This is a genomic window from Aeromonas dhakensis, assembly GCF_000820305.1.
Lineage (GTDB): Bacteria > Pseudomonadota > Gammaproteobacteria > Enterobacterales > Aeromonadaceae > Aeromonas > Aeromonas dhakensis.
This window is the reverse complement of sequence record NZ_CDBH01000064.1, coordinates 52,456-78,711: the sequence shown is the minus strand read 5'-3', so window position 1 is coordinate 78,711 and position 26,256 is coordinate 52,456. Positions and strand designations below refer to the sequence as shown.

Below are 26,256 nucleotides of genomic sequence, written 5' to 3'. Positions count from 1 at the left end.
TCAGATCCGGAAGTTGAGCAGCATGCTGCGTCGGCACCAGCGTTTGAGCCACTCGGTCAGCCGGTTGCTCGGCAGCCGGTTGAGTTCGCGCAGGATCTCGCTGGCCAGCCCCGGATTGACCCTGTCGTTGAACACGGCCCCCAGCAGATTGGCCTCGGCCCGGATCAGCTTCTCCACGGCGCTCTGCACCATGGTGGTCGGCGTCACGCCGGCCAGCACCACCAGCAGGGCCCCCTCACAGGCGGCGCACACCTGATCCGCCGGGATATTGCCCCGGTTGAGGGCATTGAGGGGGGAGGTATCGAACAGCACAACATCATAGTGCTCGAGCCAGCGCACCAGCAGGGCGCGCAGGGTCTCCTTGTTGCGAAAGGCCATCAGATCCTTGCCCGGCGCCGGCAGCACCGCCAGGGCGTGGCCCTGGTGCTGGGGCTCGGGCACGTCGTTGGGCCCCCAGGCCTGGCCGGCGGGCCGGCCTGGGTGATAGAGGTTGAGATCCACCAGCAGGGTCTTGAGGCCGTCCGCCTCGGCGCGCCGGGCCAGCGCCTCGCAGATGGTGCTGACCCCCTCGCCCCCCTCGGCCGAGGTGACCGCCAGGGAGCGGATCCCCCGCGCCAGGGTCGAGGCGTAGAGCGACTCCAGTTCCAGGTACTGGATCGGGATGCTCACGTTACAGGGTTCCCACCAGAGCGACCACCGAGATGGTGGTAAGAATGTCACGCATCCCGTCCATGAAGATGGCCCAGTTGCTGCTCTTGCTGTCGGGGATGAAGACGGTGTCCCCTGCCCTGAGCACCGGCAGCTGGCTGAAATCGGGCTCCTTGGCAAAGCCGTCCAGATCGAAGGTACGGGCCTGATCCCCCTGGCCGCTGACGGCCATGTTGATCACCACGATCTTCTTGATGTAGGCCGAGCTGGTGGGCCCGCCGGCTTCCGCCAGCAGATCCAGCAACGTCATGGAGGAGTTGAAGCGATAGCGGCCCGGCCGGGCGATGGCCCCCAGCACCCGTATGGTGTTCTCCTTGGGCTCGTCGAGCCAGGGGCGGTTCTTCTCCGGCAGGTAAATGGAGTCCCCCGGCAGCACCTTGGGCAACAGTGTTTCGTCGCCGGTCTCGAAGTAGAGGGAGAGATCCAGCTTGCTCACCCGCGCCGTGCTGCCGTTGCGATGGGCGATGCGCACATTGCGCAGGTCCGCCGCCTGGGTCGGGCCGTCTGCCGCCGAGAGGATGTCGATAAAGCCCATCTCCTCGTTGAAGGCGTAGCGACCGGGGGCGCCGACCTGACCGAAGATGTAGATGGAGCTGTCCGGCGACTGACGCACCCACTGGGATTTGTTGTCGCTGGGATCGGTGGGCAGCTCGGGGATCATGATGGTGAAGCCGGCGTGGATCCTGGGCAGGCTGCCAAGGGCCCCCCCCTGATGGAGAAACTTGTCGAGATCGAAGATGGTCGGGGTCGCCATGCCCCCCTCCGAGGTCAGGATCTGCACCTTGGCGATGTCGGCCCGCTCGTTGGGACCACCGGCATGAGCGATGAGATCGAGCAGCGACATCTCGTCAGACCATTCATAGCGGCCGGGAATGCGCACCGCCCCCATCACCATCACCGCCCGCCCCGGCGCCACCTTGAGCCAGGATTTTTCGTTGATGTCGGTCTTCTCCGGCACGAAGATGGCGTCGCCCGGCCTTATCTGCGGCAGGTTTTTCTGCATGCCCTCGGTATAGGCCTGCAGATCGATGGGTTCGACCGCGCCGTTGGTGCGCAGCAAGCGGATCTGGCGGCTCTCGGCATAGCGGGTCGGCCCGCCGGCGTTGGCCAGGATGTCGAGGAAGGTATCCCCCTCCCGCCCCTCGTAGGCGCCAGGCTTGAACACCTCCCCCATGATGTAGATGGTGCGCGCCCCGCGCTTGATCTGCTCCTCGTCCTTGGGCACGAAGATGGTGGCGCCGGGGGCCAGCGCCGGCAGCAGCTTGTTGTTGCCCGAATCGAGGTAGGCCTTGAGATCGAACAGTTCGGGAGCATCCCCGTTGATCACCCGGATCCGCTCCACCCCGGCAAAGCGGGTCACCCCGCCGGCCCGCATCAGCAGATCGACGATGGAGTTGCCACTCTTGAAGCTGAAGGCGCCCGGGCTGTTCACCTCGCCAAACACCTTGATCGCCTTGCCGGTGTCGCCATCCCCGCCGGCGGCCAGGGTGGCGGCATCAAAATCGATCTGGACGTTGCCGATGAGAGGGGATGCGGGCACGAAGACCACGTCGAGGGATTGCAGCGGGGGCAAGAGGCCGGCATCGCCGGTATCGAGATAGCGCTTGTAGTCAAAACTGGAGACGGTGTCGCCGCGGCGCACCTGCATGTTGTTGAGCTGGGCCCCAGGTACCAGGCCGCCGGCCGCATCCAGCGCCATCTGCACGTTGCCATCGGGGGCCAGATCATAGCTGCCGGGCTTTTTGACATAGCCCATGACGCTGATGAGCAGCCGCTTTTCCAACAGGGTGATGGTCAGCTGGGAGAGGTTGTTGTAGACAGGCTTGAGGGCGGTGCGAATGATGGCGTCCGCCTCTGGGAGCGTCTTGCCGCCCACCACCACGGTACCCACCTCGGGCAGTTTGATTTCACCCTGCTTGTCGATCTGGAAGGGCTTGTCGAAGGCGGCCTCCCCCGGCTGCACGATTGAGAGCCGATCACCCGGCGCCAGCAGGGTGCTTGCCAGCAGCGGACAGGTAAACAACCACAGAACAACCGCGATAAATCCCTTGATAGCGCCCCGATCCATAGACATCCTTTTTATTGTTACGTTTGCCTCCACTGACGCAACGGAAGTCCAGACCAGCTCCGGCTACAACCCCCACTGGTGGTCTTTTCCAGCTGCAAACGCACCTGCTTCAACGACTCGGCCAGCATGGCCTGACGCCAGGATACGTCGGCCCAGAGTCGGCCATGTACATCCCGTACTATATCAACTCGTTGAGATTGTAGCTGTTTTAGTCCAGCCGGCATGCAGTCACGCAGACCCGCCTGCTGCAGGCTGACCAGTTGCTGATCGAGCTTCTGTTGACGCTCATCATAACCTGACAGCAGGCGTTGTTCATCCTCATTTAACGGTAACCAGGTGGGTCTCAGCTCTGCCATTCCCCCCTTGCCCTCGGATGGCCATTGCGCGCAACCCGCCATCAGCAGCGAGATCCCGAGCACAAGCCAGTGCTTCATGATGCCACCACCATGCCGGATGACTGCATGTAGGCTTTCACGTTCTCATGACAGGGAATAACCCGGTTGATGTGCAGCATGTCCAGCAGATCGCGGGGTTGCCCCGGACCACAGATGATCTCCAGATGATGCCCGTTCATCACCAGCCGCTTGTGGAGAAACACCAGGGCACCGATCCCGGAGGAGTCGATGAAGTGCACGTCTCGCAGATCCGCCAGCACATCACCTGTGTACTCCGACAGCTTTTCAAATAAGGGGCGCAATTCACTGACGGCCATCGCATCAAACTCGCTTTCCAATGCCACAACCTGAGTGTCGTTAAGGGTGTAGGTCATGCTTTCCATGTTGAAGCTCCTTGTCTATGCCAGGACGGTTTCGTTCCATGCCATACCCAGTAAAGCAAGAGCCGTGCCTGGCAAGAAAAAGACCCAAAGAAACCCTATTTTTCACCTTAACTAGAGAAGCACATCGGCCACGGCAAGGGGAGAATTCCTTGCCAATTTGCAACATGGCTCATCCTTCTCATTGCAAAATGCGATGAAAAGGCACTCTCACCCCCTCTTCACCCCCGTCTAAGCCACGCCCGTTGCCACTTTCCACTATCAGGCACGCTTATTGCCTTGCCTCTCATGCCAGGCCCGCCGTTGCCCTGGCATCTGCTTCTCACGGTTCCATGGAGGAAGGTTATGAGACTCAATTTTTATATGGCTCCCCTGCTGGCCATTCTTTGCGCTACCGCCCAGGCGACTCCCGATCCCGACAGCGCCCAGCTCAGGGTGGAAGGCGCCATTACCCAGCCCAATTACCAGCAGGACGCCCTGTGGGACACCGCCATGCTGGATCAACTGCCCGAGTACGAGATCAAGACTCACACCCCCTGGTATGACGAAGAGAAGACCTTTCGCGGCCCCCGTCTGAGCGATCTGCTAGCCAAGGTGGGCGCCAGCGGCAAGCAGCTGACCATCACGGCGCTCAACGACTACTCGATCCAGGTGCCCACCAGCGATGCCGCCCAGTATCAGGTGATCCTGGCCCGCAGCATCGATGGCAAGCCGCTGTCGGTGCGCGACAAGGGGCCCCTGTTCCTGATCTACCCGTTTGATCAATACCCCGAGCTTCGCAACAAGCTCTATTACGGCCGTGCCATCTGGCAGATCAACAAGATCAAGGTGGAGTGAACCACATCATGCAATCCATGGCAGCCAGTCAGCGCTCCCTGTTCGTCGTGCTCTGCGTGCTGTTGCTGGCGTTTGCCGGTATCGGTACCGTCCAGTACCGGCAGTTCGAGGAGCTGCAGCACAGCACCAGTCAGGGTGAAGACAACGTCATGTGGAACTATTTCCAGCTCTACAACGAGGCGCTGCGCTTTCAAAATGCCCTGAAAAATGAGCCGCGGGTCAAGTTCCAGCTCAGATACGACATTCTGGTCAGCCGGATTGAGCTGGTGTTGGAGAGCAAGGATCGCAACCTGCTGCAACATACCCAGATTTATCAGCAGGCCAGCAAGGAGATGCGCCGCTTCATCGCCCTGGCCGATCTCTGGCTCGGGCCGGTCCAGCACAAGCCGCTGGATCAGGCGGCCCATCAGCAGCTTGATCAGCAACTGGCCGCCCTGCTCCCCCAGCTCCACCAGCTGACCCTGGAGGTCAACGAGCAGGCGACCCTGCTCGACGTCGCCCGCCGCGAGGGGGTCCGCCAGCAGATCATCACCACCAGCCTGATCGCGGCCCTGCAGTTTGCCCTGCTGTTCGTGCTGGCCCTGCTCATCTGGCGGCAGATGAATATCTCGTTCCTGCAGCACAAGCTGATGCAGCAGCTCAACGAGAAGCTGGTGCGGGCCAACCGCGAGGCCGAAGCGGGTCAGCGGGCGAAAAGCAGCTTTCTGGCCAACATGAGCCACGAGATCCGCACCCCCATGAACGGCATACTCGGCATGTTGTCGCTGCTGGCGGATCGTACCATGGCCCCCAGAGAGCGGGAGTACCTGGAGACGGCCCGGGAGTCAGCCAACCACCTGCTGGGGCTGCTCAACGACATTCTGGATATCTCGAAACTGGAAGAGGGGCGCATCGAGCTGCAGCTCGTGCCCCACCATCTGCCCAAGCTGCTGGAGGACATCCGGGCCCTGATGCAGAGCAATTGCGATGCGAAGGGGATCAAGCTCAGCCTGACCCTGGCCCCCAACACGCCGGAATGGTTGATGATGGACCCCCTGCGGGTGCGCCAGATCCTGTTCAACCTGCTGAGCAACGCCATCAAGTTCACCCATCAGGGCGAGGTGAACATCAGGGTGGACAGCCAGCCGCTGGACAAGGAGCGTCATTCGATTCGGATCGCGATTCAGGACACCGGCATCGGCATGAGCAAGTACCAGATGGGCAACCTGTTCCAGCGCTTCTCCCAGGCCGACATCTCCATCACCCGCCAATATGGTGGCTCGGGGCTGGGCCTCGAGATCTCCCGCAACCTCGCCCGCCTGATGGGGGGCGACATCTCGGTCGAGAGCCACGAGGGGTTCGGCAGCACCTTTACCTATCTCTGGCCTGCCCAGGCGACCACCCCGTCGATGACCAGCCTGCCCAGCAAGCCGATCAGTCAGGAGAGCTATCGCATCTTGCTGGTGGACGACAACGCCACCAATCGCAAGGTCATCGGTGCCATGCTCGCGTCTGCCGGCCATCGGGTGACGCTGGCTCTGCAGGGGGAAGAGGCGCTGGCCAGACTGGCGCAAGAGACCTTCGACATCGTGCTGATGGATGTGCAGATGCCGGTGATGGACGGGCTGGCGGCCACCACCCATATTCGCGCCTCGCGCCAGAGCTGGGCCGACATTCCCATCATCGCCCTGACCGCGGATGCCATGCCCGAATCGAAACAGTACTACCTGTCCCACGGCATGAACGGCTACATCACCAAGCCCATCAGCAAGGAGACGCTGCTGGGGGAGATCAACCGTCACCTGGTGCGCGAGCAGCGCAAGCGCACCATGACCCTGGGCAATCAGGTTTGAAGCGGCGCCGCTGCGCCCGATCGCAGCGGCGTGAAGGTAGCAGGCGCTGGCTCGACGATGCGGGCGCCCGCCATGGGCGCCCGTTTTCACGCTTGAGCCAGACCCAGGTTCACTCCCGCCACCAGGGGCTGCCACCATGGGGGGCCTGCAAGGTCAGCGGTTCCCCCATCATGGGGGTGGTCAGCGGGATCTGCTGCTCGGCCGCCAGCCGGGTGATCTGCTCCAGCGGCTCATCCCATGGGTGCATGGCAAGATCGAAGGTGCCGTTGTGGATGGGATAGAGCCAGGCTGCGCGCAGATCGTGAAACGCCTGCGCGGTCTGGGCCGGAAACATGTGCACATGGGCCCAGCGCTCGTTGTAGGCCCCCGTCTCGAGAAAGGCCATGTCAAACGGGCCATGGAGCTCCCCTATCTCCTTGAAGCCGGCGAAATAGCCGCTGTCGCCGCTGAAGAACAGGTTGAAATCATCGCTGCGGATGACCCAGGAGGCCCACAGAGTCAGGTTGCCATCGCTCAGGCCGCGGCCGGAGAAGTGCTGGGCCGGCGTGGCGATGAGCTCAATGCCATCGACCCGGGTCTGCTGCCACCAGTCCAGCTCCCTGATCTTGTGCGCCGGCACGCCCCAGGCGCGGAGCCTGGCCCCGACCCCGAGCGGGGTGATGAAGTGCGCCACCCGCCCCTGCAGCGCCACTATGGTGGCGTGATCCAGGTGGTCATAGTGATCGTGGGAGAGGATCACCCCGGCCAGGGGCGGCAGATCCTCAAGAGCCATGGGCGGGGTGTGCCAGCGTTTGGGACCGAGCCATGAGAGCGGTGAGGCGCGCTCGCTGAAGACGGGATCGGTCAACCAGAACTGGCCGCGCAATTTGAGCAGCAGGCTGGAGTGACCCAGCCGCCAGACGCTGAAATCCGGAGCCGCCATGACATCCGCAAGGGTCATGGCCTGCACCGGGATGGCGCGATCCGGCAGGGTGCCGGCGGGCTTGCCAAACAGGAAGTCACGCCAGATCCCGACCTCTTTCCAGACACTGCGCGCGGGAGGCGCCACCAGATTGTGAAACCGGCCCGCCCGATACTGGGTTGAGTCCTGGTGTTCGGGCAGACCCGATTGCAATACAGACGAGATAATACCGGCCATCGCGGCTCCTGTGAGTCATAACAACATAAGGGCCCCGGCGAACCGGGGCGACACGAGCGTTGCCAAGACACGCGGCAGTGGCCGGGTGCCTTGCACGGCTCGCTTTCAAACAGGGCGCCTCAGCGCCCCACCAGTTTTCCCAGGTGCGCCGGGTAGCGCCCCCCTTCCAGCTCGATGCCTGCCACGGCGGCGTCAATGTCGGCCAGCTCGCGGCTGCCGAGCCTGATGGCGGCGGCCCCCAGGTTCTCTTCCAGCCGGTGCAGCTTGGTGGTGCCCGGAATGGGCACGATCGAGGGCCGCTGGGCCAGCAGCCAGGCAAGCGCAATCTGGGCCGGCGTCACCCCCTTGCTGGCGGCCAGATCCCCCAGCACCTCCACCAGGCGCAGGTTGGCGGCGCGGGCCTCCTCGGCAAAGCGCGGCACTATGCTGCGAAAATCGTTCGCCTCGAAGCGGGTATCGGCCTTGATAGCCCCGGTCAGAAAGCCCTTGCCGAGCGGGCTGAACGGCACGAAACCTATCCCCAGCTCGTCGAGCAGCGGCAGGATCGTCTGCTCGGGCTCACGCCACCAGAGGGAATATTCGCTCTGCAGCGCCGCCACCGGCTGCACCTGGTGGGCACGGCGGATGGAATCGACGCCGGCCTCGGACAGACCGAAGTGGCGCACTTTTCCCTCGCGGATCAGGTCCTGTACGGTGCCGGCCACCTCTTCCATCGGCACCTCGGGATCGACGCGGTGCTGATAGAAGAGATCGATGACATCGGTGTTGAGCCGGCGCAGGGAGGCCTCGGCCACGGCGCGGATATTCTCCGGCCGGCTGTCCAGCCCATCGGGTACCTTGCCGTGCTTGAAGCCGAACTTGGTGGCGATCACCACCTTGTCGCGAAACGGGGCCAGCGCCTCCCCCAGCAGCAACTCGTTGTCGCCAGGGCCATAGGCTTCGGCGGTATCGAAGAAGGTGACCCCGAGCTCATGGGCGCGCCGGATCAGGGCGATCGCCTCCGCCTTGTCGGTGGCGGGGCCATAGCCAAAGCTCAAGCCCATGCAGCCCAGACCGATGGCGGATACCGTCAGCCCGCTGTGACCCAATTGACGTGTTTGCATGCTTGCTCCTTTTCTCACAATGCAGCCGGAACTGCCCTGGTAACCATGGATGCACAGCCCCTTGTCTCAACCAACCCGAAGGGGAGTCAAGCGCTTAAGGCTGGCGCGGTCGATGGACGCACTATAGAGATGGGATAAACATCGAACTAGACGGTAAATGGCGGAATCAGTTACAACCAAATGATGTAAATCCATGAGCCAGACCATGATCAACGAATTGCGCTCCATCACCACCTTCGTACACACGGCCGAGCTGGGCAGCCTCAGCAAGGCGGCCGAGGCCCAGCAGATCTCTCCCCAGGCCGCCAGCAAGGCGCTCGGGCAGCTGGAAAGCTATCTGGGGGTACGCCTGTTTCATCGCACCACCCGCAGCATGTCGCTGACCGAAGAGGGGCAACGATTTCTGGAGGCGGCGCAGCCTGCCCTGCTCGGCCTGCAACAGGCCCTGACGGCGGCGCGCCAGACCCGTGAGGAGTTCGCCGGCCCGCTGCGAATAGTGGGCCCGCGCTCCGTGGTGCAGACAGTCATAGGGCCGCTGCTGGAGGAGTACTGCCGCCGCTATCCCGATGTGCAGCCGGATATCCGGCTCGATGACAGGGTCGGCAACTGGGTGGAGGAGCGGGTCGATGTGGGGCTGCGCATCGGCATCTCGCCCCAGGAGGGGCTGATCGCGCGCCGCCTGTTCCCCATGCAGCTCATCATCTGCGCCGCCCCCGCGTATCTGCGCAAATATGGCGTACCCCTCACCCTGCACGATCTTGCCCTGCATCGCTGCAGTGCCTTTCGCCACGCCGGCAACGGACGCCTGATCCCCTGGTACGTCAAGATAGGGGACGAACTGCAGGAGCATCCGGTGCGCCCGGCACTCTCCACCAACGACGAGATGGTGGAGCTGGGGGCCGTGCTGGCTGGCGATGTCATCGGCCAGCTGGCCGGGCCGACGGCGGCGGCGCATATTCGCGCCGGCCGCCTGGTGCCCTTGCTGCTCGAGCACATGACCCAGAGGCTCAGCCTGTTTCTCTACTACGGCAGTCGCGCCGCCCAGCCCGCCCGGGTACGCCACTTCATCGATCTGGCGATAGCCAGCCTCGCGGACAACCGCGCCTATATGCTCGACCTCGATGAGCTGGAGCAGGCCCATCGGGCCGGCATGGCGTCGCTGCAAGCGACATGACGCCCGCGCCCCCGTCCCGGTGCCGCAGACCAGTGCCCTGGCCTCCCCTTACATAAAGTACGGCTTGTCGCCATCGCTGCCCGGTTGGTGGATGCCAAGGTTCTCCCCCAGATGCAGCTTGGGCGAGACCAGGATCCGGGTGATGAGATCCCCCACGCTCCTGCGCGACACCACAGTGCCCTGGAAGGGCTGGCCCTTGGCGGTCAGCTCGTAATCCACTTCATCCTCATCGGTCAGCCAGGCCGGGCGCAAGATGGTGTAGTCCAGACCCGATGCCTCGATGACGTCTGCCGTGCGCCGGTAGGGTTTAAGCTCCTCGCCGATGATCCCGCGATTCCACTCGCCGAACTTGCCGGGCACCTCGTCGTAGATCCCGAGGGAAAGCACGAAGACCAGGCGCTTCACCCCAGCGGCCTGCATGGCGGTGATGACCGCCTGGGCCTGTTTGTCTAGGTTGTCGCCACTGAGGTTGGCGTAGACGATCTCTTGTCCTGCCATCGCCTCCTTGAGCAGCGGCTTGTCCAGCACGCTGCCGATCACCACCCTGGCGTTGGCCGGCTCACGGCCGCTCAACTTTTTGGGGTCGCGCAGCAGCAGGGTCTGGCGGATGTCGCCCTGCCCGGCGAGCCCCTTGACCACCCACCGGGCTATCTGGCCGCTGGCGCCGAGGATCAGTACGTTTCGCATATCGGTTGACCTTTCGTTTGTCGCTTGAATGGGTGGGGATGCCCCCACCGCGGGATCACAGGGTGCGCTGGAAGAAGGGCACCACGCTTGCCATGGCGATGGCCACCGGCTCGGCTTTGTCGTAGAGGTCGTAATGGGACCAGCCTTCGGCCACGACGATGTGCTTGTCGGTGGAGGCGGCGCGGCCGTAGATCTCCCAGCCATCCCGATAGGCGCCAAAGCCCCCCGCCTTGTCGCCGATGACCACCATCAGCGGCTGGGTCAGCAGCACCTCGGCATGGAGGAAGGCATCCCACCCCATGGCGGCGCCGGTGAAGGACATCAGCTGGCGGGTCGCACCGTGAGACTGCTGGCCGCGCGCCGTCTTGTAGTACTCGGTGGCCTCCAGCACGTCGATGTCGGTGATGCCTGCCGCGGTGGCCGCCGCCACTGACGCCGGCAGCAGATCGGCGGGTTCAGTGGCGCTCCCTTGCGCCTGCGCCGTGCGCATCCGAGCTATGCTCTGGGCCAGCTCAAGAGGCTTGAACTGGGCGAAGCCTTCGCGGATCAGGCGGCCATAGTTGACCCCTGTGATGGAGACCAGCGCCTTGAGGCGGTGATCCGTGATGCCCGCATGGATGGTGTAGGCGCCGCCGCCGCACACGCCGATGGCACCGATGCGATCGCTGTCCACGTAAGAGAGAGATTGCAGGTAGTCCACCGCGAAGCGGATGTCGGAGACCCGAATGGCCGGATCCTCGATAAAGCGCGGCTCACCGCCGCTGGCGCCCTGGAAGCTGGCATCGTGGACCAGCACCACGAACCCCGCCGCAGCCAGCCCCTTGGCGTAGACATTGCCGGCGGTCTGCTCCTTGCAGCTGCCGATGGGGTGGGTGCTGACGATGGCCGGGTAGCGCTTTTGCTCGTCGAAATCGGGCGGCAGGTAGAGGTCGGCCGCCGTCTGCCAGCCCAGGTTCTGATAGGTCAGGTTCAATACATTGCTCATGATGATGCTCCTCGATAAGCGAGAGGGGCTTCCCCCTCTCGCGGGCCGATTAGTTCAGGGTCCGCAGGAAGAAGGGGGCCAGCTTGGCGACGGCCTCGTCGACATGGCGGGGCACGTCGTAGAGGGACATGTGGTTGGCCCCCTCCACCACATGCAGGGTCTTGTCAGTGCTCGCGGCGCGCGCCAACAGGTCATCGCTCATCCACTTGCTGCCGGCCACACTGCCAGCCACCGCCAGGATCGGCTGGGTCAGGAAGGCCTCGGCCTTGTGATAGGCGTCGTAGGTGATGATCTGGTTCAGGTTGCGGGTCAGGGCAAAGCCCGGCGCGTTGGGGTGCTCGCAGCGCGGGGTGTGGTAGTACTCCCAGGCTTCGCGCAGCTCCTCGTTGGGGGCATCCTCTTCACGCAGGGGCGCCAAGGGGATGGTGGCGTAGGCGGTGCCGGTCGCATCCGTGGTGCGCGCCTGGGAGCCGAACGCCAGATAGCCTGTGGCATCGGCATCCTTGACGCTGTTGTCCCAGCCATTGCGGAACATCTGGCCGATGTTGACCGCGCTGACCATGCCGAGCGCCTTGATGCGGCGATCCTGGATGGCGGCATTGGCGCTGTAGCCGGCGCCGGCGCAGATACCCATGGCCCCGATCCGGTTCTCGTCGACATAGGGCAGCGTGGTCAGGTAGTCCACCACGGCGCTGACATCCTCGGTGCTGACGTGGGGGTTCTCCAGCTGACGCGGCTCGCCCGAGCTCTCGCCCTGATAGGAGCGGTCAAAGGCGATGGCGATGAGGCCCTGCTCGGCCAGCTTGCTGGCGTACAGGCCCGCGGTCTGCTCCTTCACGCCGCCGCCGGGGTGGGAGACCACGACCGCCGGGTACTGCTTGCGCTCATCGAAGTGCGGCGGGAAGTGAACGATGGCAGCCATGGTGATGCCTTGGCCGTTGCGATTGGGGAAGGTGACATGGAACATGGTCGGGCTCTCCGTTAGGTTCAGGGTCGTCATGCTTGACGCGAGTTCGAGCTAATAGTAGTAAGTCTATTGAGCTAGATATACGCACCTATCAAGACATGACTGATTAGCCAGACTAAACAAATGCCCATAGAACCTTCACTCGTCGCGTCACTGACGTGGTTTGCCCACATCGCCCGTCATCGCAGCTTCACCAAGGCCGCCACCGAGATGGGGGTGACCCGCGCCGCCCTCTCCCAGCACCTCAAGGGGCTGGAGCAGCAGCTGCAGGTGCGGCTGCTCAACCGCACTACCCGCGACATGTCGCTGACCGAGGAGGGGCAACGCCTGCTGGATGTGCTGCAACCCTCCCTCACGGCCATCGAGCGGGTGGTGAGCGAGCTCAATGACTCCCACCTTGAGCCCTCGGGCCTTATTCGCATCAACAGTTCGCGCATCGCCGCCAGGCTGCTGCTCGAGCCGCACATGGGGGAGTTTCTGGCGCGCCATCCCAAGCTGCGGCTGGAGCTGGTGATGGCGGACGGGTTTTCCAACATCATCGCCGACGGGATGGATGCCGGTATTCGCCTGGGAGAGAGCCTGGATGAACACGTGGTGGCGGTGCCCATCACCCCGCCTTTGACCATGGCCATTGTCGGCTCACCCGACTATTTCAGGCAGCATGGCACGCCGCAGACCCCGGGCGACCTCACCCGGCACAACTGCCTGGCCTACCGCTTCACCTCCAGCAACACCATCGACCGCTGGTCGTTCACCTCCCCCGATGAGGAGCAGCACACCCAGATCGTCGATCCCAAGGGCAACGCCGTGTTCAACGACGACGACAGCATGCTGCAGGCGGCCCTGCAGGGGGTGGGGCTGGTCAAACACCTGGATCTGCGGGTGCGCCAGCACCTGAGTGACGGATCACTGGTGCGGGTGCTCTCCCCCTGGTGCCCCCCCTTCCCGGGGTTTTATCTCTATGTGCCGTCGCGGGCCCAGATGCCGGCCAAGATCCGGGCGCTGATGGATTTCCTGATCGAGAAGCGAGCGCAGCTGGCCTGATGTCACTGCGCCGGCCGTTGCCCGTCAGGCCAGCAAGTGCATGGGATTGCCGACGGTCTGGCGCCTCCAGCGCCTGGCCGTAGGCGTACGGCAAGCCCTTCTCTTTCAAAAAGGGGTTGTAGCGTGGTGAGAACAAAGAGAATGCAAAGGCAATAGAGGCCACGGAAAGCGACTGAGGGAAACATGATCCCAAGGGAACTGCGTGGAAGATCAAGGGGGGGACGTTCGCGTTGGGTTCCAGGATCACCTTGCGGTCGCACCTGAGAGCTTGCGGCAGAGAGCCGGAAATATGGGATGAAGACGCCAGACTCATCCACATCAAGTGGATGACCAAGAGCTCTGCAGAGGGGTATTAGCTGTAACTTATTGAATGGCAGAAACAAGTGGTGGCCCTACCAGCCACATCCCGGCACTCGAGTCCCCCGCCTTGGCTGCTACCTTCCGGTCCTGACCAGGTCGACGGGTTATCAATGCGAGAGGACCAATAGGACCACCGGCGAGGAGAATAGGCAAACTGGCCCCTCAATGCAACGGCTTTCTGCCCTCGTCCGTGCCGTTCGCCTTATTTTTCAACAATCTGGCCAAGGGTTCAGCTAAACAGCATGAATTTGGCCCCCACCAGCAGCATCAGCAGGGCGAACGCCTGCTTGAGCCGCTGGGGCGAGAGCCGGTGCGCCAGCCTGGCCCCCACCCGGGCAAACTGGGTACTGGTGAGCACTATGCCGAGCAGCGCCGGCAGATAGATGAACCCCAGGCTCCACTCTGGCAGATCCGGGTTGCCCCAGCCGGCGTAGAGGTAGCTGAGGCTGCCGGCCAGGGCGATGGGCATGCTGCAGGCGGCGGAGGCCGCCACGGCGTTGCGCATCGGCACGCTGTTCCAGCTCAGATAAGGCACGGTCAGCGAGCCACCACCGATGCCGAACAAGGCCGACATCCAGCCGATGAGGGTGCCGGCGATGCCGGTGCCGAGCGCCCCCGGCAGATGACGCTCCGCCTTGGGCTTGAGGTTGAGCCCCATCTGCAGTGCCATGGTCCAGGCGAAGCAGCCGATGATGATGTTGAGGGTACTGGCGCTGAGCAGATTGGCGGTCATGCCGCCGAGCCAGGCCCCGACCAGCATGCCGGCGCCAAGCCGGCGGATCATTACCCAGTCCACCGCCCCGGCCTCCTGGTGGGCGCGCAGGGAGCTGAAGCCGGTGAAGATCATGGTGGGCAGCGAGGTGCCGAGTGCCAGATGGGTAATGATGTCGGGGGCGACGCCCTGGGCGTGAAAGCTCAGTACCAGCACGGGCACTATGATGAGACCGCCGCCGATGCCGAACAATCCCGCCAGCATGCCGGCGAATGCCCCCAGCAGCAGATAACCCATAAACAGCATAAAAATTCCTTCCGAGGCTCTGCCGCGCACCGAGTCGTGTGCAGCACATAAAAAAAGAGATGGCCCTTGGGCCATCTCTTTATTGTGCCGGTTAACTCAAGGGAATGGTACCGTCCATCACCTTGTAGAAGGCCAGCACGGCGCAACCGAGCAGGGCCGCCGTCATCCCCTGCTCCAGCCGGTTGAGGCCGCGCAGCCCATGGTGCTGGCGCGCCTTCCAGTAGATGAAGATGCCGGGGCTGTAGAGCAGCGCCACCAGCAGCAGGTACTCGACCCCGGCGGCATAGACCAGCCAGCAGCCATAGACGGTCGCCACCAGCGCCAGGAAGAGGTCACGCTTGCGCTGATGAGGCTGGCCTGCGTAGGTCTCCCCTTTCAGCGCCAGCTTCAGCCCGTAGGCGCCGGAGAAGACGTAGGGTACCAGCGCTGCCGAGGTGGCGATGTTGACCAGCGCCAGATAGGTGCTGCTCTGGAAATAGATGATGATGAGGAAGGTCTGTACCAGGCAGGTGGAGCACCAGAGCGACACCTGCGGCGAGCCGTTCTTGTTCTCCTTGGCGAACCAGCCGGGGAAGACGCCGGTCTTGCCCGCGATGTAGGGTACTTCCGCCGCCAGCACGGTCCAGCTCAGCAGGGCTCCCATCACAGAGATGACCAGGCCGATGTTGATGAGCCAGGCGCCCCAGGGGCCGACCACGGCTTCCAGGATCATGGCGGTGGAGGGGTTCTTGAGGGCCGCCAGTTGCGGCTGGTTCATGACCCCCAGCGAGAACAGGGTCACCATGACGTAGAGCGTCAGGGCCCCCAGCAGTGCCAGCACGGTGGCACGGCCTACGTCCTTGCGATGGCGGGCACGGGCGGAGACCACCACGGCCCCCTCGATGCCGATGAAGACCCAGAGCGTCACCTTCATGGTGGACTTGACCTGATCCATCACCGAGCCCAGCTCAGGGGTACCCTGACCCCAGATGTCCAGGGTGAAGGTATCCATGTTGAAAGCGAGCAGGATGGCCACGCAGAAGACGATGAGTGGCACCATCTTGGCGATGGTGGTGACTATGTTCACCAGCGCCGCCACCTGGATGCCGCGCAGCACCAGAGCGTGTACCGACCAGATGAGGATGGAGGCGAGCGTGATGGCCACCGGGGTGTTGCCGTCACCGAAGATGACGTTGTCCGGCGTGTCGAAGAAGTAGCTCAGTGCGCTGAACACCACGATGGCGTAGGAGACGTTGGCCAGCAGCTGGCAGAGCCAGTAGCCCCAGGCGGCGTTGAAGCCGATGAAATCGCCGAAACCGGCCTTGGCATAGCTGAAGATGCCGCCATCAAGATCCGGGCGACGCATGGAGAGATTCTGATACACCAGCGCGAGGCAGATCATGCCGATACCTGTGATGGCCCATCCCAAAGCGACGGCCCCGGCACTGGCATGAGCGGCGATGTTTTGCGGCAGACTGAAGACCCCGGCACCGACCATGGAGCCGATCACCAGCGAGATGAGGGCGCCAAGCCCCAGTTTCTTGTCCATCTCAATCCTGTTTAATTAGGCGGCGGCAGAGCGTCCGTATTCATACTGCGCGCAATATGGGAGGGGCTAGAAATCCGTACCCCGTGAAAAAGGCGGCAACTATATTGCATGACTATTCCGACCGCAATCCCTCGTACCGTCAATCATGCACCGCCTTGACCGCGCGCAATTTTACAGCACTGACCCCGGGGGCCTGTGAGCTGGTTCAAATTAAGAAAGACACGTTGATATTTCACATTTTTCCATGACCTGAGCCCCCTTTTTGCGGATAAGACCTGCATGAGAATGCAGCTTGCAGCCGAGCTCGGCAAACCTGACTGCTGACAAACGTTTCAATAAAAATGCCCCTGCGCCGAGGGCCAGGGGCATCTGCAAAAGAGAGCTGGAATTTAGAGGCGCAAGCCGCCGTCGAGCTCGATCATCCGCCCCGACAGATAGTCATTGGCGAGAATAAAATGCACCGTCTGAGCCAGCTGCGCCGCCTGCCCGAGGGTACCCACCGGGATGGCCTGCTGCATGCGGGCCATGGCTTCGGGCTTCATCGCCGCCGTCATGTCGGTGGCAAACACCCCGGGGGCGATGCCCATCACCCGGATGCCGTGGCGGGCCAGCTCCTTCCCCCAGGTGACCACCAGCGAGGCCACCCCCGCCTTGCTGGCGGCATAGTTGCTCTGACCCATGTTGCCGGCACGGGCGATGGAGGAGATGTTGATGATGACGCCCCCCTCCCCGCCGGTGGCCATCAGCGCCGCCCCCTCACGCCCGCACAGGAAGGTGCCGGTGAGGTTGACGTCGATGACGCTCTGCCACTGGGCCAGGCTCATCTTCTCCGCAAGCAACCCCTCCTTCACCTTGATCAGCATGCCGTCGCGCAGAATGCCGGCGCAGTTGACGAGGCCGTGCAGGACACCGAACTGCTCCTTGATGGCGGCGAAGGTCGCCTCGACCTCCGGCTCGCTCGCCACGTTGCAGACGAACAGGGCGCAGCGGCCGTCACGGCTGCGCACCTCCGCCTCGGTCACCTCCAGATCGGTGCGGTTGACGTCGATGAGCGCAAGCTGCGCGCCCTGCTCCGCCAGACTCAGGGCGATGGCGCGGCCCAGTCCCCTGCCCGCCCCCGTGATGGCGATGACTTTTTGTTTGATATCCATAAATGCTCCTGGTGAGATGGCCGGTGACTATCGAGTCAAAGACTATCGGGTAAAAAGGTAGATAGCGGCCCTTAACCCGGCTCTGTCTTGTCCAGATAGAGTTCGACGATGCTGGAAAAATCCCGGGCCCCCTGTCCCTTGGTGGCGTGCAGGTTGAACAGGTTGCGCGCCAGCGCCCCCATGGGCACGGCGCTGTGGGCATGCTCGGCCAGGGCCATGGCGAGCCCCAGGTCTTTGACCATCAGCCGGGTCATGAAGCCCCCCTGATAGTTGCGCGACGCCGGCACGTTCTCCATCACCCCGGGCCAGGGGTTGTAGCGCTCCAGGCTCCAGTTGTTGCCCGAGCTCTTGCCCATGATGGTGGAGAGCACGCCCGGATCCAGCCCCTCCTTGACCCCGAGCGCCAGCGCCTCGGCGGTGCCCGCCATGTGGATGGCAAGCAGCATGTTGTTGCACATCTTGGCGATCTGGCCGGCGCCGAGCGCCCCGGCGTGAAACAGGTTCTGCCCCATGCAGGCGAGCACGGGTTTGGCCGCCTCAAAATCCGCCTGTTCGCCGCCGACGATGAAGGTCAGCGTCCCCGCCGCCGCACCGGCCACCCCTCCCGACACCGGAGCATCGAGAAAACGGATGCCGCGCGCCTGCGCCGCCGCCCCCACCTGGCGGGCCGAGGCCACGTCTATGGTGGAGCAGTCGATGACCAGGGCGCCGTGCGGCAGGGCCGCCAGCAGATCCTGCCCGCCCCGCTCACCGGCGCTCTCGCCAAGCCAGAGGCTGCGCACATGCTCCCCCGCCGGCAGCATGCTGATCACCAGCTCGCAGCCGCTCACCGCCTCGCGGGCATCGCCGGCGGCGATGCAGCCAGCCTCGATGGCGCGGGTCAGACTCTCGGCCACCAGATCAAACACCTGCACTGTGTGCCCCGCCCTGGCCAGGTTGGCGGCCATGGGGCCCCCCATGTTGCCAAGCCCGATAAATCCAATCCTTGTCATGGTCTGTTCCTTGTGTGTGATCCCGCGTCAGCGGGGGCGCAAGGGGTTGTCCCCCTCGGGCCAGCGATAGAAGGCATCCAGCCAGGCCTCGCCCGTCTGCGGGGCCTGCCAGCGGGGGGATTTGTCCTTGTCGATGAGCAGGGCCCGCACCCCTTCCACGAAGTCCCCTCTGAGCACGCAGTTGACCGAGAGGGTCAGCTCGTCGGCAAACACCTCGGCCAGCGACTGGCGCCGTGCCTGCCAGAACTGGCGCCAGAGAATAGCGCGGCTGATGGGGCTGCCGCTCTGGCAGGTCGCCCGCGCCTGGGCCAGCGCCGATTCGTCCAGCTCGGCCCCCTCGAGGCGTGCCAACACCCCTTGCAGGGAGCGGCCGGCCAGCAGCGCATCGATGCGAGCCTGGTGGGGCAAGAGCACGGGGGCCGGCAGCGTCTGGCCAAGAGATTGCTGCAAACCGGCCAGCACCCCCTCGATCTGCTCGCCAGTATCGGCAGAGTCAGACCAGTCGAGGGCCGCGAGGCGCGCCGGCAGCTCCATCCGCTCGTGGCTCGCCATGGCGTGATCCGCCAGACCCAGGCCAATGGCATCCGCCCCGTTGAAGCGGGCCCCGGTGAGACCGAGCCAGAGCCCGAGCCGGCCCGGCATGCGGCTCAAAAACCAGCTGGCCCCCACATCCGGATAGAGGCCTATGGTCACCTCCGGCATGGCAAACAGGCTCTTCTCGGTCACCACCCGAAAACCGGCCCCGGCAAAGAGGCCGATGCCGCCCCCCATGCAGATGCCGTCCGCCACGCAGATGAGAGGCTTGCTGTAGCAGTGGATGTGGTGATCGAGCCGGTACTCCTGCTCAAAGAAGTCGCGAGCATAGCCAAACAGTGCCGACTCGCTCGCCTCCTGCTTGCGGTAATAAAAAGAGCGGATGTCGCCGCCGGCGCAAAACGCCTTCTCACCGGCCCCCTGCAGCAGCACGCAGACGATGGCCGGATCCTGCTCCCAGCGGGTCAGCGCCCCCTGCAACAACCGGATCATCTCAAGGCTCAGGGCATTGAGGGAGGCGGGGCTGTCCAGGGTCAGCACGCCGATGTGGCGACCATCCGCGGTGGGGTGGGTCTCGATGCGCACAGGCTCACTCATGGCTGGCCTCCGCAAACCGGGTATCAGCCCCCGCGACACGGCGGACCGCCATCATTACCTCGTTCATCCTTCACTCCCTTTTCAACGGCGTGGATTGGTCATAGTGCCAGCTCGGGGCCCGCTTCTCGAGGAAGGCGGCCACCCCTTCGCGCTGGTTGGCATCGTCGAACAGGGTGAGAAACAGGCTGCGCTCGAGCGGCAGCGCCGCGTCCCGATGGCCGCTGCGCCCCTGATTGATGAGGGTCTTGCAGGCGCGCAGGGCGCTCGGGCTCTGGCGCTCCACCAGCTGGGCCATCTGATGCGCCGCCTCCCAGGCGTGGCCCTCCTTCACCACCTCCTCCACCAGCCCCATCTCGTAGGCCAGGGTGGCGCTCACCTTCTCGCCGCAGAGGATCATCCGCTTGGCCCAGCCCGGCCCCACCAGTTCGGTGAGGCGCTGGGTGCCGCCGGCGCAGGGCAGCAAGCCCACCGAGGCCTCCGGCAGGCCCAGCTTGGCCTGCTGCTCGGCGATGCGGATGTCGCAGGCCAGCGCTACCTCGAGGCCCCCCCCCATGGCGTAGCCGTTGATGGCGGCGATGCTGACCCCGTGAAAGCGCGCCAGCGCCTCGAAGGCGCGGCCAAAGGCCTCGGCCACTTCGCGGGCGTGTTCCAGGTTGCCGTCGGCAAACATGTTGAGATCGGCGCCGGCACAGAAGAACTTGTCCCCGGCCCCGCGGATCACCAGCGCCACCACGTCGGGGCGGCCGTCGAGCTCCACCATCATCTGCAAGAAGGCCTGCAGGCTGGCGAGCGTCCAGGTGTTGGCGGGAGGATGGTCGAGGGTGATATAAGCCACGTGACCGTGATATTCGAGCCTGATCCTTGTCATTGCGTTGTCCTTGTCAAAAAACCTGCCTCATGATGACAGGGTTGAATGGAGCCGACCTGCGGCTGGCTCACAAAGCCTGACGACGAGTCACGCCAACCGCGTCGTCAGGGCGGGCTCCGAGCACGACGGCCCCACCTCGCTACTCCAGCACCAGACCGGGCTCGGCCAGCAGACGGCGGGCGATGATGAGCCGCATCACTTCATTCGTCCCTTCCAGAATGCGGTGGACCCGGGTATCGCGCAGGTAGCGCTCGAGCGGGTACTCGCGGATATAACCATAGCCGCCAAAGAGTTGCAGGGCGTCGTCGCAGATGCGGTGGCCCACATCGGTGGCAAAGCGCTTGGCCATGGCGCACCAGGCGCTCTTGTCCGGCGCCCCGGCATCGAGTCTCGCGGCCGCCTGACGCACCAGCAGCCGGGCGGCCGCCAGTTCGGTGGCCATGTCGGCCAGGCGAAACTGCACGCTCTGGAATTCGCTGATCGGGTGGCCAAATTGCTGGCGCTGCTGCACATGGGCCAGGGCATCGTCGAGGGCCTGCTGGGCGGTACCGACCGAACAGGTGGCGATGTTGATGCGCCCGCCATCGAGCGCCTGCATGGCGAACTTGAACCCCTCGCCCTCCTGCCCCAGCCGGTAACGGGCGGGAATGCGCACGGCGCTGAAGTTCACCTCCCGGGTCGGCTGGCTGTTCCAGCCCATTTTCTCCTCCGCCTTGCCGTAACTCACGCCGGGGGTCTGGGCCGGCACCATAAAGGCGGAGATCCCCTTCGCCCCCTCGCCGCCGCTGCGCGCCATCACCACCAGCACGTCGGTGCTGCCGGCGCCCGAGATGAACACCTTGCTGCCGTCGATGACGTAATCCTCGCCATCGCGCACGGCGCGGGTCTTGAGGGCCGCCGCGTCGGAGCCGGCCCCCGGCTCGGTGAGGCAATAAGAGCCCAGCAGCTCACCGCTGGCCAGCCTGGGTACCCACTCCTCGGCCACCTCGGCAGGCAACCAGCTGCCCAGCATCCAGCTCACCATGTTGTGGATGGTCAGATAGGCGGTGGTGGAGGTGCAGCCCATGGCGAGGCGCTCGAAGATAAGGCTGGCATCGAGTCTCGGCAGGCCGAGCCCGCCATACTGCTCCGGGGTGTAGAGGCCACAGAAGCCGAGCGCCGCCGCCTGCTTGATGGTCGGGACGGGAAACTCGTGCTCCTTGTCCCAGCGCGCGGCGTGGGGCTTGAGCGCCTCCTCGGCAAAGGCACTGGCAGCCTCCACATAGGCCTGCTGATCCGGGGTCAGGTTAAAATCCATCTTGTTTGCTTCCTTGTACTTGTTCGGTCGTTCCGTTGCTGTCAATGAGTGCGCCCGGACAACCCAGGCTGCATCCGCCATCAGCGCAGCTGGATGGTCATGTTGGGGCCGGTCGGGATGTCTTCGTCGAACCAGCGTTCGGTGACCGTCTTGGTCTCGGTGTAAAAACGCACCGCCTGCTTGCCGTAGGCGTGCAGATCCCCGTAGAAGGAGCCGCGCCAGCCGGTGAAGGAGAAGAACGGCAGCGGCACCGGGATGGGGACGTTGATCCCCACCTGGCCCACCGCCACCTCATGGCGGAATTTGCGGGCGGCGGCGCCGCAGCCGGTGAAGATGGAGGTGCCGTTGCCATAGGGGTTGTCGTTGATGAGGGCGAGCGCCTCATCGAGACTCTCTACCTCGAGGCAGGCCAGCACGGGCCCGAAGATCTCCTCCTTGTAGATACGCATCTCGGGAGTCACGCCGCGAAACAGGGTCGGCCCCACCCAGTTGCCCACCGGGTAGCCGGGCACGTCGCAGAAGCGGCCGTCCAGCAGGCACTCGGCCCCCTCGGCGATCCCCGCCTCGATAAGCCCCTCCACCCTGACTTTGGCCTCCGGGCTGATGAGGGGGCCGTAGGCGGCTTCGGGATCGTGCCAGACACCGGGTTTTACCTTGGCGAACTCGGCGGCGAGCTCGGGGATCCACTCCCGGGCGCTCCCCACGAACACCGCCACGCTGATGGCCATGCAGCGCTGACCGGCGGCGCCAACCCCGGCCCCCACCAGGTTGCTCAGCACCTGCGCCTTGTTGGCATCCGGCATGATCACCATGTGGTTCTTGGCACCGACAAAGCACTGGGCCCGCTTGAGCTGGGAAGTGGCGCTGCGATAGACGTGGCCGCCAACCCGGGCCGAGCCGACGAAGCTGACAGCCTTGATGTCGGGATGGGCCAGCAGGGCATCCACCTGCTCGGCGCCGCCATGCACCACCGACAGAATGCCCCTAGGGGCCCCCGCCTCGGCAAACAGCTCGGCCAGGCGCATGGGGGTGAGCGGATCCTGCTCGGAGGGCTTGAGTACGAAGCCGTTGCCGCAGGCCACCGCCAACGGGAACATCCAGAGCGGGATCATGGCTGGAAAGTTGAAGGGGGTGATGCCAAGGCAGACCCCGAGCGGCTGCACCCAGGAGTGGCCATCGACCCGGCGGGCCACGTTGCCCATGGTCTCCCCCAGGGTCTGGCTGGCGATGGCGCAGGCCTGCTCCACCACCTCGATGCCGCGCCACACATCCCCCTTGGCATCCGCCAGGTTCTTGCCGGTCTCCTGGGCCAGCAGGGCCGCCAGCTCGTCGTGATGCGTCTTCAAGAGATGCTGGTAGTTGAACATCACCCGGGCCCGCTCAGAGGCCGGCACCTCCCGCCACAGCAGATAGGCGTCGTGAGCGGTGCGCACCGCCAACTCAATTTCTGCCGAGGTGGCCTTTGGCACTCGCGCCAGCAGGCTCTGATCCGCCGGGTCGGTCACCTCGATCCACTGCTCGCTCACGGAAGGGTACGCCTCCCCGCCGATGTGCAGCGGCACGTCACCGAACCGGGTCTGATGGTTGTTCATGGGTACTCTCTCCTTGCTGGCACATCATGGGCCGTTTGCGGACGGGCCATGGGCACTCCTGTGACGGGGGACCATCACGACCGGGCAATCGCCCTTGCCGTCATGGCGCAACAAATTTACCTTAGACTAACAATCAATTTACGTTTACGCTAACGTAAACTTAAATCACAAATGGACTGACCAGTTTGGCCCCCTGTTTCAGCTCGGCCGCCAGGCTGTCACCCCCTTCATATGAGGAGAGCAAGGATGCATGCAGTGATGGACGAGACCCTGTGCGCCCTGACCGAGCAGGTCGAGGCCTTCTGCCAGAAAGTGATCGCGCCGCGGGCTGGCGACATCGATCAGAGCAACGTCTTCCCCCGCGATCTCTGGCCCCAGATGGGTGAGCTGGGGCTGCACGGCATCACGGTGGCGGAGGAGTATGACGGGGTGAACCTCGGCTATCTGGCCCACGTGCTGGTGATGGAGCAGGTGAGCCGCGCCAGCGCCTCGGTCGGCCTCTCCTACGGCGCCCACTCCAACCTCTGCATCAACCAGATCCACCGCCACGGCACGGCGGCGCAGAAAGCCCGCTACCTGCCACCGCTGGTGAGCGGCGAGCATGTGGGGGCGCTGGCCATGAGCGAGCCAGGCGCCGGCTCCGACGTGGTGAGCATGCGCCTCACCGCGGTGCGCGAGGGGGATCACTTCGTGCTCAACGGCAACAAGATGTGGATCACCAACGGGCCCGATGCCGACACCTTCGTCATCTATGCCAAGACGGATCCCGCCGCCGGGCCCAAAGGGATTTCTGCCTTTATCGTCGAGGCGGGGACCCCGGGTTTTTCCACCGCCCAGAAGCTCGACAAGCTCGGCATGCGCGGCTCCAGCACCTGCGAGCTGGTGTTCGACAACTGCCGGGTGCCGCAGGAGAACCTGCTGGGCCCCCTGCACGGCGGGGTCAAGGTGTTGATGAGCGGTCTGGATTACGAGCGGGTGGTGCTGGCGGCCGGCCCCCTTGGCATCATGCAGGCCTGCATGGACGTGGTGCTGCCCTATGTGCGCGAGCGCAAGCAGTTCGGCCAAGCCATAGGTGAGTTCCAGCTGGTGCAGGGCAAGCTTGCCGACATGTATACCCGCCTCGCCAGCAGCCGGGCGCTGGTCTATTCGGTGGCGAGCGCCTGCGATCAGGGCCGCACCAGCCGCAAGGATTGCGCCGCCGCCATCCTGTTTGCCGCCGAAAATGCCACCCAGATGGCGCTCGATGCCATCCAGCTGCTTGGCGGCAACGGTTACATCAACGAATACCCCACCGGCCGCCTGCTGCGGGACGCCAAGCTCTACGAGATAGGCGCCGGCACCTCGGAGATCCGCCGCTGGCTCATCGGCCGCGAGCTGATGGGGGATAATGCATGAGCAGGATCCACTCCCGCCTCGACACAGCCAGCCCCGACTACGAGGCCAATCGGGCCGCCATGCAGGCTCTGGTCGACGATCTCAATGCCCGTCTGGAGGAGATAGCCTTGGGCGGCGGCGCTGCCAACAACGCCCGCCATCAGGCCCGTGGCAAGCTGCTGCCCCGCGAGCGCATCAACCAGTTGCTGGACCCGGGCTCCCCCTTTCTCGAACTCTCGGCGCTGGCCGGCTGGCAGGTCTATGACGAGCCGGTGCCCGCCGCCGGCATCCTCACCGGCATCGGCCGGGTCTCTGGCCGGCTCTGCATGCTGGTGGTGAATGACGCCACCGTGAAGGGCGGCACCTACTACCCGCTCACGGTGAAAAAGCACCTGCGCGCCCAGGCCATCGCCGAGCGGCTGCGCCTCCCCTGCCTCTATCTGGTGGATTCCGGCGGTGCCTTCCTGCCGATGCAGGACGAGGTGTTCCCCGACCGGGAACATTTCGGCCGTATCTTCTACAACCAGGCCCGCATGTCGGCCCAGAACATCCCCCAGCTGGCGGTGGTGATGGGGCTCTGCACCGCCGGCGGCGCCTACGTGCCCGCCATGGCGGACGAGTCCATCATGGTCAGGGAGCAGGCCACCATCTTTCTGGCGGGGCCGCCGCTGGTCAAGGCCGCCACCGGCGAGGAGATCAGCGCCGAGGCGCTGGGCGGGGCCGAAGTGCACTGCGCCCACTCCGGGGTGGCGGATCACATGGCCCGCGACGATGGCCACGCGCTGGCCATTGCCCGAACTCTGGTGACCCACCTGGGCAACGAACCGGTAGAGACCAACCCCGGCTATGAGCCCCCCTGCTACCCCATCGAGGATCTCTACGGCCTGGTAGGCACCAGCCTCAAGCGCCCCTATGACGCGCGGGAGCTGATCGCCCGGCTGGTGGATGGCTCGGACTTTGACGAATTCAAGGCGCTGTTCGGCACTACCCTGGTGACCGGTTTTGCCCGGATCTGCGGCATGCCGGTGGGGATCCTCGCCAACAACGGGGTGCTGCACAGCGACAGCGCCCAGAAGGGAGCCCACTTCATCCAGCTCTGCAACCGGCGCGCCATTCCGCTGCTCTTTTTGCAGAACATCACCGGCTTTATGGTGGGCAGCTCGGCTGAGCACGAAGGGATCGCCAAGCATGGCGCCAAGCTGGTCACCGCGGTGGCCTGCAGCCGGGTGCCCAAGATCACCCTGATCGTCGGCGGCAGCTTTGGCGCCGGCAACTACGGCATGTGCGGACGCGCCTACGACCCCGATTTTCTGTTCAGCTGGCCCAACAGCCGCATCTCCGTCATGGGCGGCGAGCAGGCGGCCGGGGTGCTGGTGCAGGTGCGCCGGGACAAGCTGGCCGCCGAGGGCAAGAGCCTGAGCGAGCAGGAGGCGGCCGCCATCCGCGCCCCGGTGATCGAGCAGTACGAGCGTCAGGGCCACCCCTATTACGCCAGCGCTCGCCTGTGGGATGACGGCGTCATCGACCCGGCCCAGAGTCGCACCGTGCTGGCGTTGGCGCTGGCGGCCTGTCAGGGGGCCGAGACAGGCCCGGAACAGTACGGCATCTTCCGGATGTAAGGAGTTCA

At 64.5% G+C, this 26,256-nt stretch carries 23 protein-coding genes and 1 other RNA gene; 6 read left to right on the top strand and 18 right to left on the bottom strand.

Features of this window, described 5'->3' with window-relative positions; genetic code table 11:
- The 4 genes from BN1143_RS18600 to BN1143_RS18585 are packed head-to-tail and all read right to left on the bottom strand — an operon-like array spanning position 1 to position 3,554.
- Positions 1-669 carry a P-loop NTPase family protein gene (locus tag BN1143_RS18600; RefSeq protein WP_042051672.1) on the bottom strand — a complete coding sequence of 223 codons (669 nt, stop codon included), beginning with the start codon at positions 667-669 and terminating at the stop codon, positions 1-3.
- A 1-nt stretch (position 670) separates the two neighbouring features.
- Positions 671-2,776, bottom strand: coding sequence for an SLBB domain-containing protein (locus tag BN1143_RS18595; RefSeq protein ID WP_042006405.1), 2,106 nt, complete (start codon positions 2,774-2,776; stop codon positions 671-673).
- A gap of 17 nt (positions 2,777-2,793) precedes the next feature.
- Positions 2,794-3,210, bottom strand: coding sequence for a hypothetical protein (locus BN1143_RS18590; RefSeq protein WP_042006406.1), 417 nt, complete (start codon positions 3,208-3,210; stop codon positions 2,794-2,796).
- A complete protein-coding gene (locus BN1143_RS18585; protein ID WP_005301420.1) occupies positions 3,207-3,554 on the bottom strand; it encodes an STAS domain-containing protein in 348 nt (115 codons plus the stop codon). The genes BN1143_RS18590 and BN1143_RS18585 overlap by 4 nt, the downstream gene beginning before the upstream one ends.
- A gap of 342 nt (positions 3,555-3,896) precedes the next feature.
- Here BN1143_RS18585 and BN1143_RS18580 point away from each other — a divergent pair, with 342 nt between their 5' ends.
- Both BN1143_RS18580 and BN1143_RS18575 read left to right on the top strand, forming a co-directional pair.
- Complete coding sequence (locus BN1143_RS18580; protein WP_005301421.1) at positions 3,897-4,388, top strand: putative pterin-binding protein; 492 nt, start codon at positions 3,897-3,899, stop codon at positions 4,386-4,388.
- Between the two features lie 8 nt (positions 4,389-4,396).
- Positions 4,397-6,220 (top strand): ATP-binding protein, encoded by a 1,824-nt coding sequence (locus tag BN1143_RS18575; RefSeq protein ID WP_042051859.1) that lies wholly within the window; start codon positions 4,397-4,399, stop codon positions 6,218-6,220.
- 109 nt (positions 6,221-6,329) lie between these two features.
- Here the strand turns inward: BN1143_RS18575 and BN1143_RS18570 are convergent, their stop codons facing one another.
- Both BN1143_RS18570 and BN1143_RS18565 read right to left on the bottom strand, forming a co-directional pair.
- On the bottom strand, positions 6,330-7,358 hold the full coding sequence (locus BN1143_RS18570) for an MBL fold metallo-hydrolase (protein WP_042051671.1): 1,029 nt from the start codon (positions 7,356-7,358) through the stop codon (positions 6,330-6,332).
- 119 nt (positions 7,359-7,477) lie between these two features.
- Positions 7,478-8,461 (bottom strand): aldo/keto reductase, encoded by a 984-nt coding sequence (locus BN1143_RS18565; RefSeq protein WP_042051670.1) that lies wholly within the window; start codon positions 8,459-8,461, stop codon positions 7,478-7,480.
- Between the two features lie 193 nt (positions 8,462-8,654).
- Here BN1143_RS18565 and BN1143_RS18560 point away from each other — a divergent pair, with 193 nt between their 5' ends.
- Positions 8,655-9,635 carry a LysR family transcriptional regulator gene (locus BN1143_RS18560; protein ID WP_082038637.1) on the top strand — a complete coding sequence of 327 codons (981 nt, stop codon included), beginning with the start codon at positions 8,655-8,657 and terminating at the stop codon, positions 9,633-9,635.
- 48 nt (positions 9,636-9,683) lie between these two features.
- Here the strand turns inward: BN1143_RS18560 and BN1143_RS18555 are convergent, their stop codons facing one another.
- From BN1143_RS18555 to BN1143_RS18545, 3 genes are read right to left on the bottom strand one after another with little or no spacing between them, the layout of a single operon-like run.
- Entirely contained in the window at positions 9,684-10,322 is a 639-nt protein-coding gene (locus BN1143_RS18555; RefSeq protein WP_042051669.1) for an SDR family oxidoreductase, read from the bottom strand.
- A 55-nt stretch (positions 10,323-10,377) separates the two neighbouring features.
- Positions 10,378-11,307: an alpha/beta hydrolase gene (locus BN1143_RS18550; RefSeq protein ID WP_042051668.1), complete on the bottom strand. Its 930-nt coding sequence runs from the start codon at positions 11,305-11,307 to the stop codon at positions 10,378-10,380.
- Between the two features lie 49 nt (positions 11,308-11,356).
- Entirely contained in the window at positions 11,357-12,274 is a 918-nt protein-coding gene (locus BN1143_RS18545) for an alpha/beta hydrolase (RefSeq protein WP_042051667.1), read from the bottom strand.
- Between the two features lie 123 nt (positions 12,275-12,397).
- Here BN1143_RS18545 and BN1143_RS18540 point away from each other — a divergent pair, with 123 nt between their 5' ends.
- Positions 12,398-13,318 (top strand): LysR family transcriptional regulator, encoded by a 921-nt coding sequence (locus BN1143_RS18540; protein WP_042051666.1) that lies wholly within the window; start codon positions 12,398-12,400, stop codon positions 13,316-13,318.
- A 390-nt stretch (positions 13,319-13,708) separates the two neighbouring features.
- On the opposite strand, the gene ffs is transcribed toward BN1143_RS18540, so the two are convergent.
- The 9 genes from ffs to BN1143_RS18500 all read right to left on the bottom strand — a co-directional run bounded on the left by ffs (position 13,709) and on the right by BN1143_RS18500 (position 23,255).
- Positions 13,709-13,805: signal recognition particle sRNA small type (gene ffs, locus BN1143_RS22180), an RNA gene on the bottom strand.
- A gap of 102 nt (positions 13,806-13,907) precedes the next feature.
- On the bottom strand, positions 13,908-14,696 hold the full coding sequence (locus BN1143_RS18535; RefSeq protein WP_042051665.1) for a sulfite exporter TauE/SafE family protein: 789 nt from the start codon (positions 14,694-14,696) through the stop codon (positions 13,908-13,910).
- A gap of 91 nt (positions 14,697-14,787) precedes the next feature.
- Positions 14,788-16,224 (bottom strand): arginine-ornithine antiporter, encoded by a 1,437-nt coding sequence (arcD, locus tag BN1143_RS18530; protein WP_010633821.1) that lies wholly within the window; start codon positions 16,222-16,224, stop codon positions 14,788-14,790.
- Between the two features lie 389 nt (positions 16,225-16,613).
- Entirely contained in the window at positions 16,614-17,375 is a 762-nt protein-coding gene (locus tag BN1143_RS18525; RefSeq protein ID WP_042051664.1) for an SDR family oxidoreductase, read from the bottom strand.
- Positions 17,376-17,446: 71 nt separating this feature from the next.
- Positions 17,447-18,367 carry a 3-hydroxyisobutyrate dehydrogenase gene (gene mmsB, locus BN1143_RS18520; RefSeq protein ID WP_042051663.1) on the bottom strand — a complete coding sequence of 307 codons (921 nt, stop codon included), beginning with the start codon at positions 18,365-18,367 and terminating at the stop codon, positions 17,447-17,449.
- A gap of 27 nt (positions 18,368-18,394) precedes the next feature.
- Positions 18,395-19,498 (bottom strand): enoyl-CoA hydratase/isomerase family protein, encoded by a 1,104-nt coding sequence (locus tag BN1143_RS18515; protein WP_042051662.1) that lies wholly within the window; start codon positions 19,496-19,498, stop codon positions 18,395-18,397.
- Positions 19,499-19,568: 70 nt separating this feature from the next.
- Positions 19,569-20,366, bottom strand: coding sequence for an enoyl-CoA hydratase (locus BN1143_RS18510; RefSeq protein WP_019840548.1), 798 nt, complete (start codon positions 20,364-20,366; stop codon positions 19,569-19,571).
- A gap of 139 nt (positions 20,367-20,505) precedes the next feature.
- Complete coding sequence (locus BN1143_RS18505) at positions 20,506-21,663, bottom strand: acyl-CoA dehydrogenase family protein (protein WP_042051660.1); 1,158 nt, start codon at positions 21,661-21,663, stop codon at positions 20,506-20,508.
- Between the two features lie 80 nt (positions 21,664-21,743).
- Positions 21,744-23,255 carry a CoA-acylating methylmalonate-semialdehyde dehydrogenase gene (locus tag BN1143_RS18500; protein ID WP_042051659.1) on the bottom strand — a complete coding sequence of 504 codons (1,512 nt, stop codon included), beginning with the start codon at positions 23,253-23,255 and terminating at the stop codon, positions 21,744-21,746.
- Positions 23,256-23,501: 246 nt separating this feature from the next.
- Here BN1143_RS18500 and BN1143_RS18495 point away from each other — a divergent pair, with 246 nt between their 5' ends.
- Positions 23,502-24,650, top strand: coding sequence for an isovaleryl-CoA dehydrogenase (locus tag BN1143_RS18495; protein WP_042051658.1), 1,149 nt, complete (start codon positions 23,502-23,504; stop codon positions 24,648-24,650).
- Positions 24,647-26,248 (top strand): carboxyl transferase domain-containing protein, encoded by a 1,602-nt coding sequence (locus tag BN1143_RS18490; RefSeq protein ID WP_042051656.1) that lies wholly within the window; start codon positions 24,647-24,649, stop codon positions 26,246-26,248. The genes BN1143_RS18495 and BN1143_RS18490 overlap by 4 nt, the downstream gene beginning before the upstream one ends.
- Positions 26,249-26,256: the final 8 nt, after the last annotated feature.

Coding starts and splice junctions, on each gene's coding strand:
- mmsB (WP_042051663.1), bottom strand. CDS start 18,367: ATGACAAGGATTGGATTTATCGGGCTTGGCAACATGGGGGGCCCCATG.
- BN1143_RS18535 (WP_042051665.1), bottom strand. CDS start 14,696: ATGCTGTTTATGGGTTATCTGCTGCTGGGGGCATTCGCCGGCATGCTG.
- BN1143_RS18515 (WP_042051662.1), bottom strand. CDS start 19,498: ATGAGTGAGCCTGTGCGCATCGAGACCCACCCCACCGCGGATGGTCGC.
- BN1143_RS18585 (WP_005301420.1), bottom strand. CDS start 3,554: ATGGAAAGCATGACCTACACCCTTAACGACACTCAGGTTGTGGCATTG.
- BN1143_RS18505 (WP_042051660.1), bottom strand. CDS start 21,663: ATGGATTTTAACCTGACCCCGGATCAGCAGGCCTATGTGGAGGCTGCC.
- BN1143_RS18550 (WP_042051668.1), bottom strand. CDS start 11,307: ATGAGCAATGTATTGAACCTGACCTATCAGAACCTGGGCTGGCAGACG.
- BN1143_RS18495 (WP_042051658.1), top strand. CDS start 23,502: ATGCATGCAGTGATGGACGAGACCCTGTGCGCCCTGACCGAGCAGGTC.
- BN1143_RS18545 (WP_042051667.1), bottom strand. CDS start 12,274: ATGTTCCATGTCACCTTCCCCAATCGCAACGGCCAAGGCATCACCATG.
- BN1143_RS18500 (WP_042051659.1), bottom strand. CDS start 23,255: ATGAACAACCATCAGACCCGGTTCGGTGACGTGCCGCTGCACATCGGC.
- BN1143_RS18565 (WP_042051670.1), bottom strand. CDS start 8,461: ATGCAAACACGTCAATTGGGTCACAGCGGGCTGACGGTATCCGCCATC.
- BN1143_RS18560 (WP_082038637.1), top strand. CDS start 8,655: ATGAGCCAGACCATGATCAACGAATTGCGCTCCATCACCACCTTCGTA.
- BN1143_RS18540 (WP_042051666.1), top strand. CDS start 12,398: ATGCCCATAGAACCTTCACTCGTCGCGTCACTGACGTGGTTTGCCCAC.
- arcD (WP_010633821.1), bottom strand. CDS start 16,224: ATGGACAAGAAACTGGGGCTTGGCGCCCTCATCTCGCTGGTGATCGGC.
- BN1143_RS18525 (WP_042051664.1), bottom strand. CDS start 17,375: ATGGATATCAAACAAAAAGTCATCGCCATCACGGGGGCGGGCAGGGGA.
- BN1143_RS18580 (WP_005301421.1), top strand. CDS start 3,897: ATGAGACTCAATTTTTATATGGCTCCCCTGCTGGCCATTCTTTGCGCT.
- BN1143_RS18555 (WP_042051669.1), bottom strand. CDS start 10,322: ATGCGAAACGTACTGATCCTCGGCGCCAGCGGCCAGATAGCCCGGTGG.
- BN1143_RS18510 (WP_019840548.1), bottom strand. CDS start 20,366: ATGACAAGGATCAGGCTCGAATATCACGGTCACGTGGCTTATATCACC.
- BN1143_RS18490 (WP_042051656.1), top strand. CDS start 24,647: ATGAGCAGGATCCACTCCCGCCTCGACACAGCCAGCCCCGACTACGAG.
- BN1143_RS18590 (WP_042006406.1), bottom strand. CDS start 3,210: ATGAAGCACTGGCTTGTGCTCGGGATCTCGCTGCTGATGGCGGGTTGC.
- BN1143_RS18575 (WP_042051859.1), top strand. CDS start 4,397: ATGCAATCCATGGCAGCCAGTCAGCGCTCCCTGTTCGTCGTGCTCTGC.
- BN1143_RS18570 (WP_042051671.1), bottom strand. CDS start 7,358: ATGGCCGGTATTATCTCGTCTGTATTGCAATCGGGTCTGCCCGAACAC.
- BN1143_RS18595 (WP_042006405.1), bottom strand. CDS start 2,776: ATGGATCGGGGCGCTATCAAGGGATTTATCGCGGTTGTTCTGTGGTTG.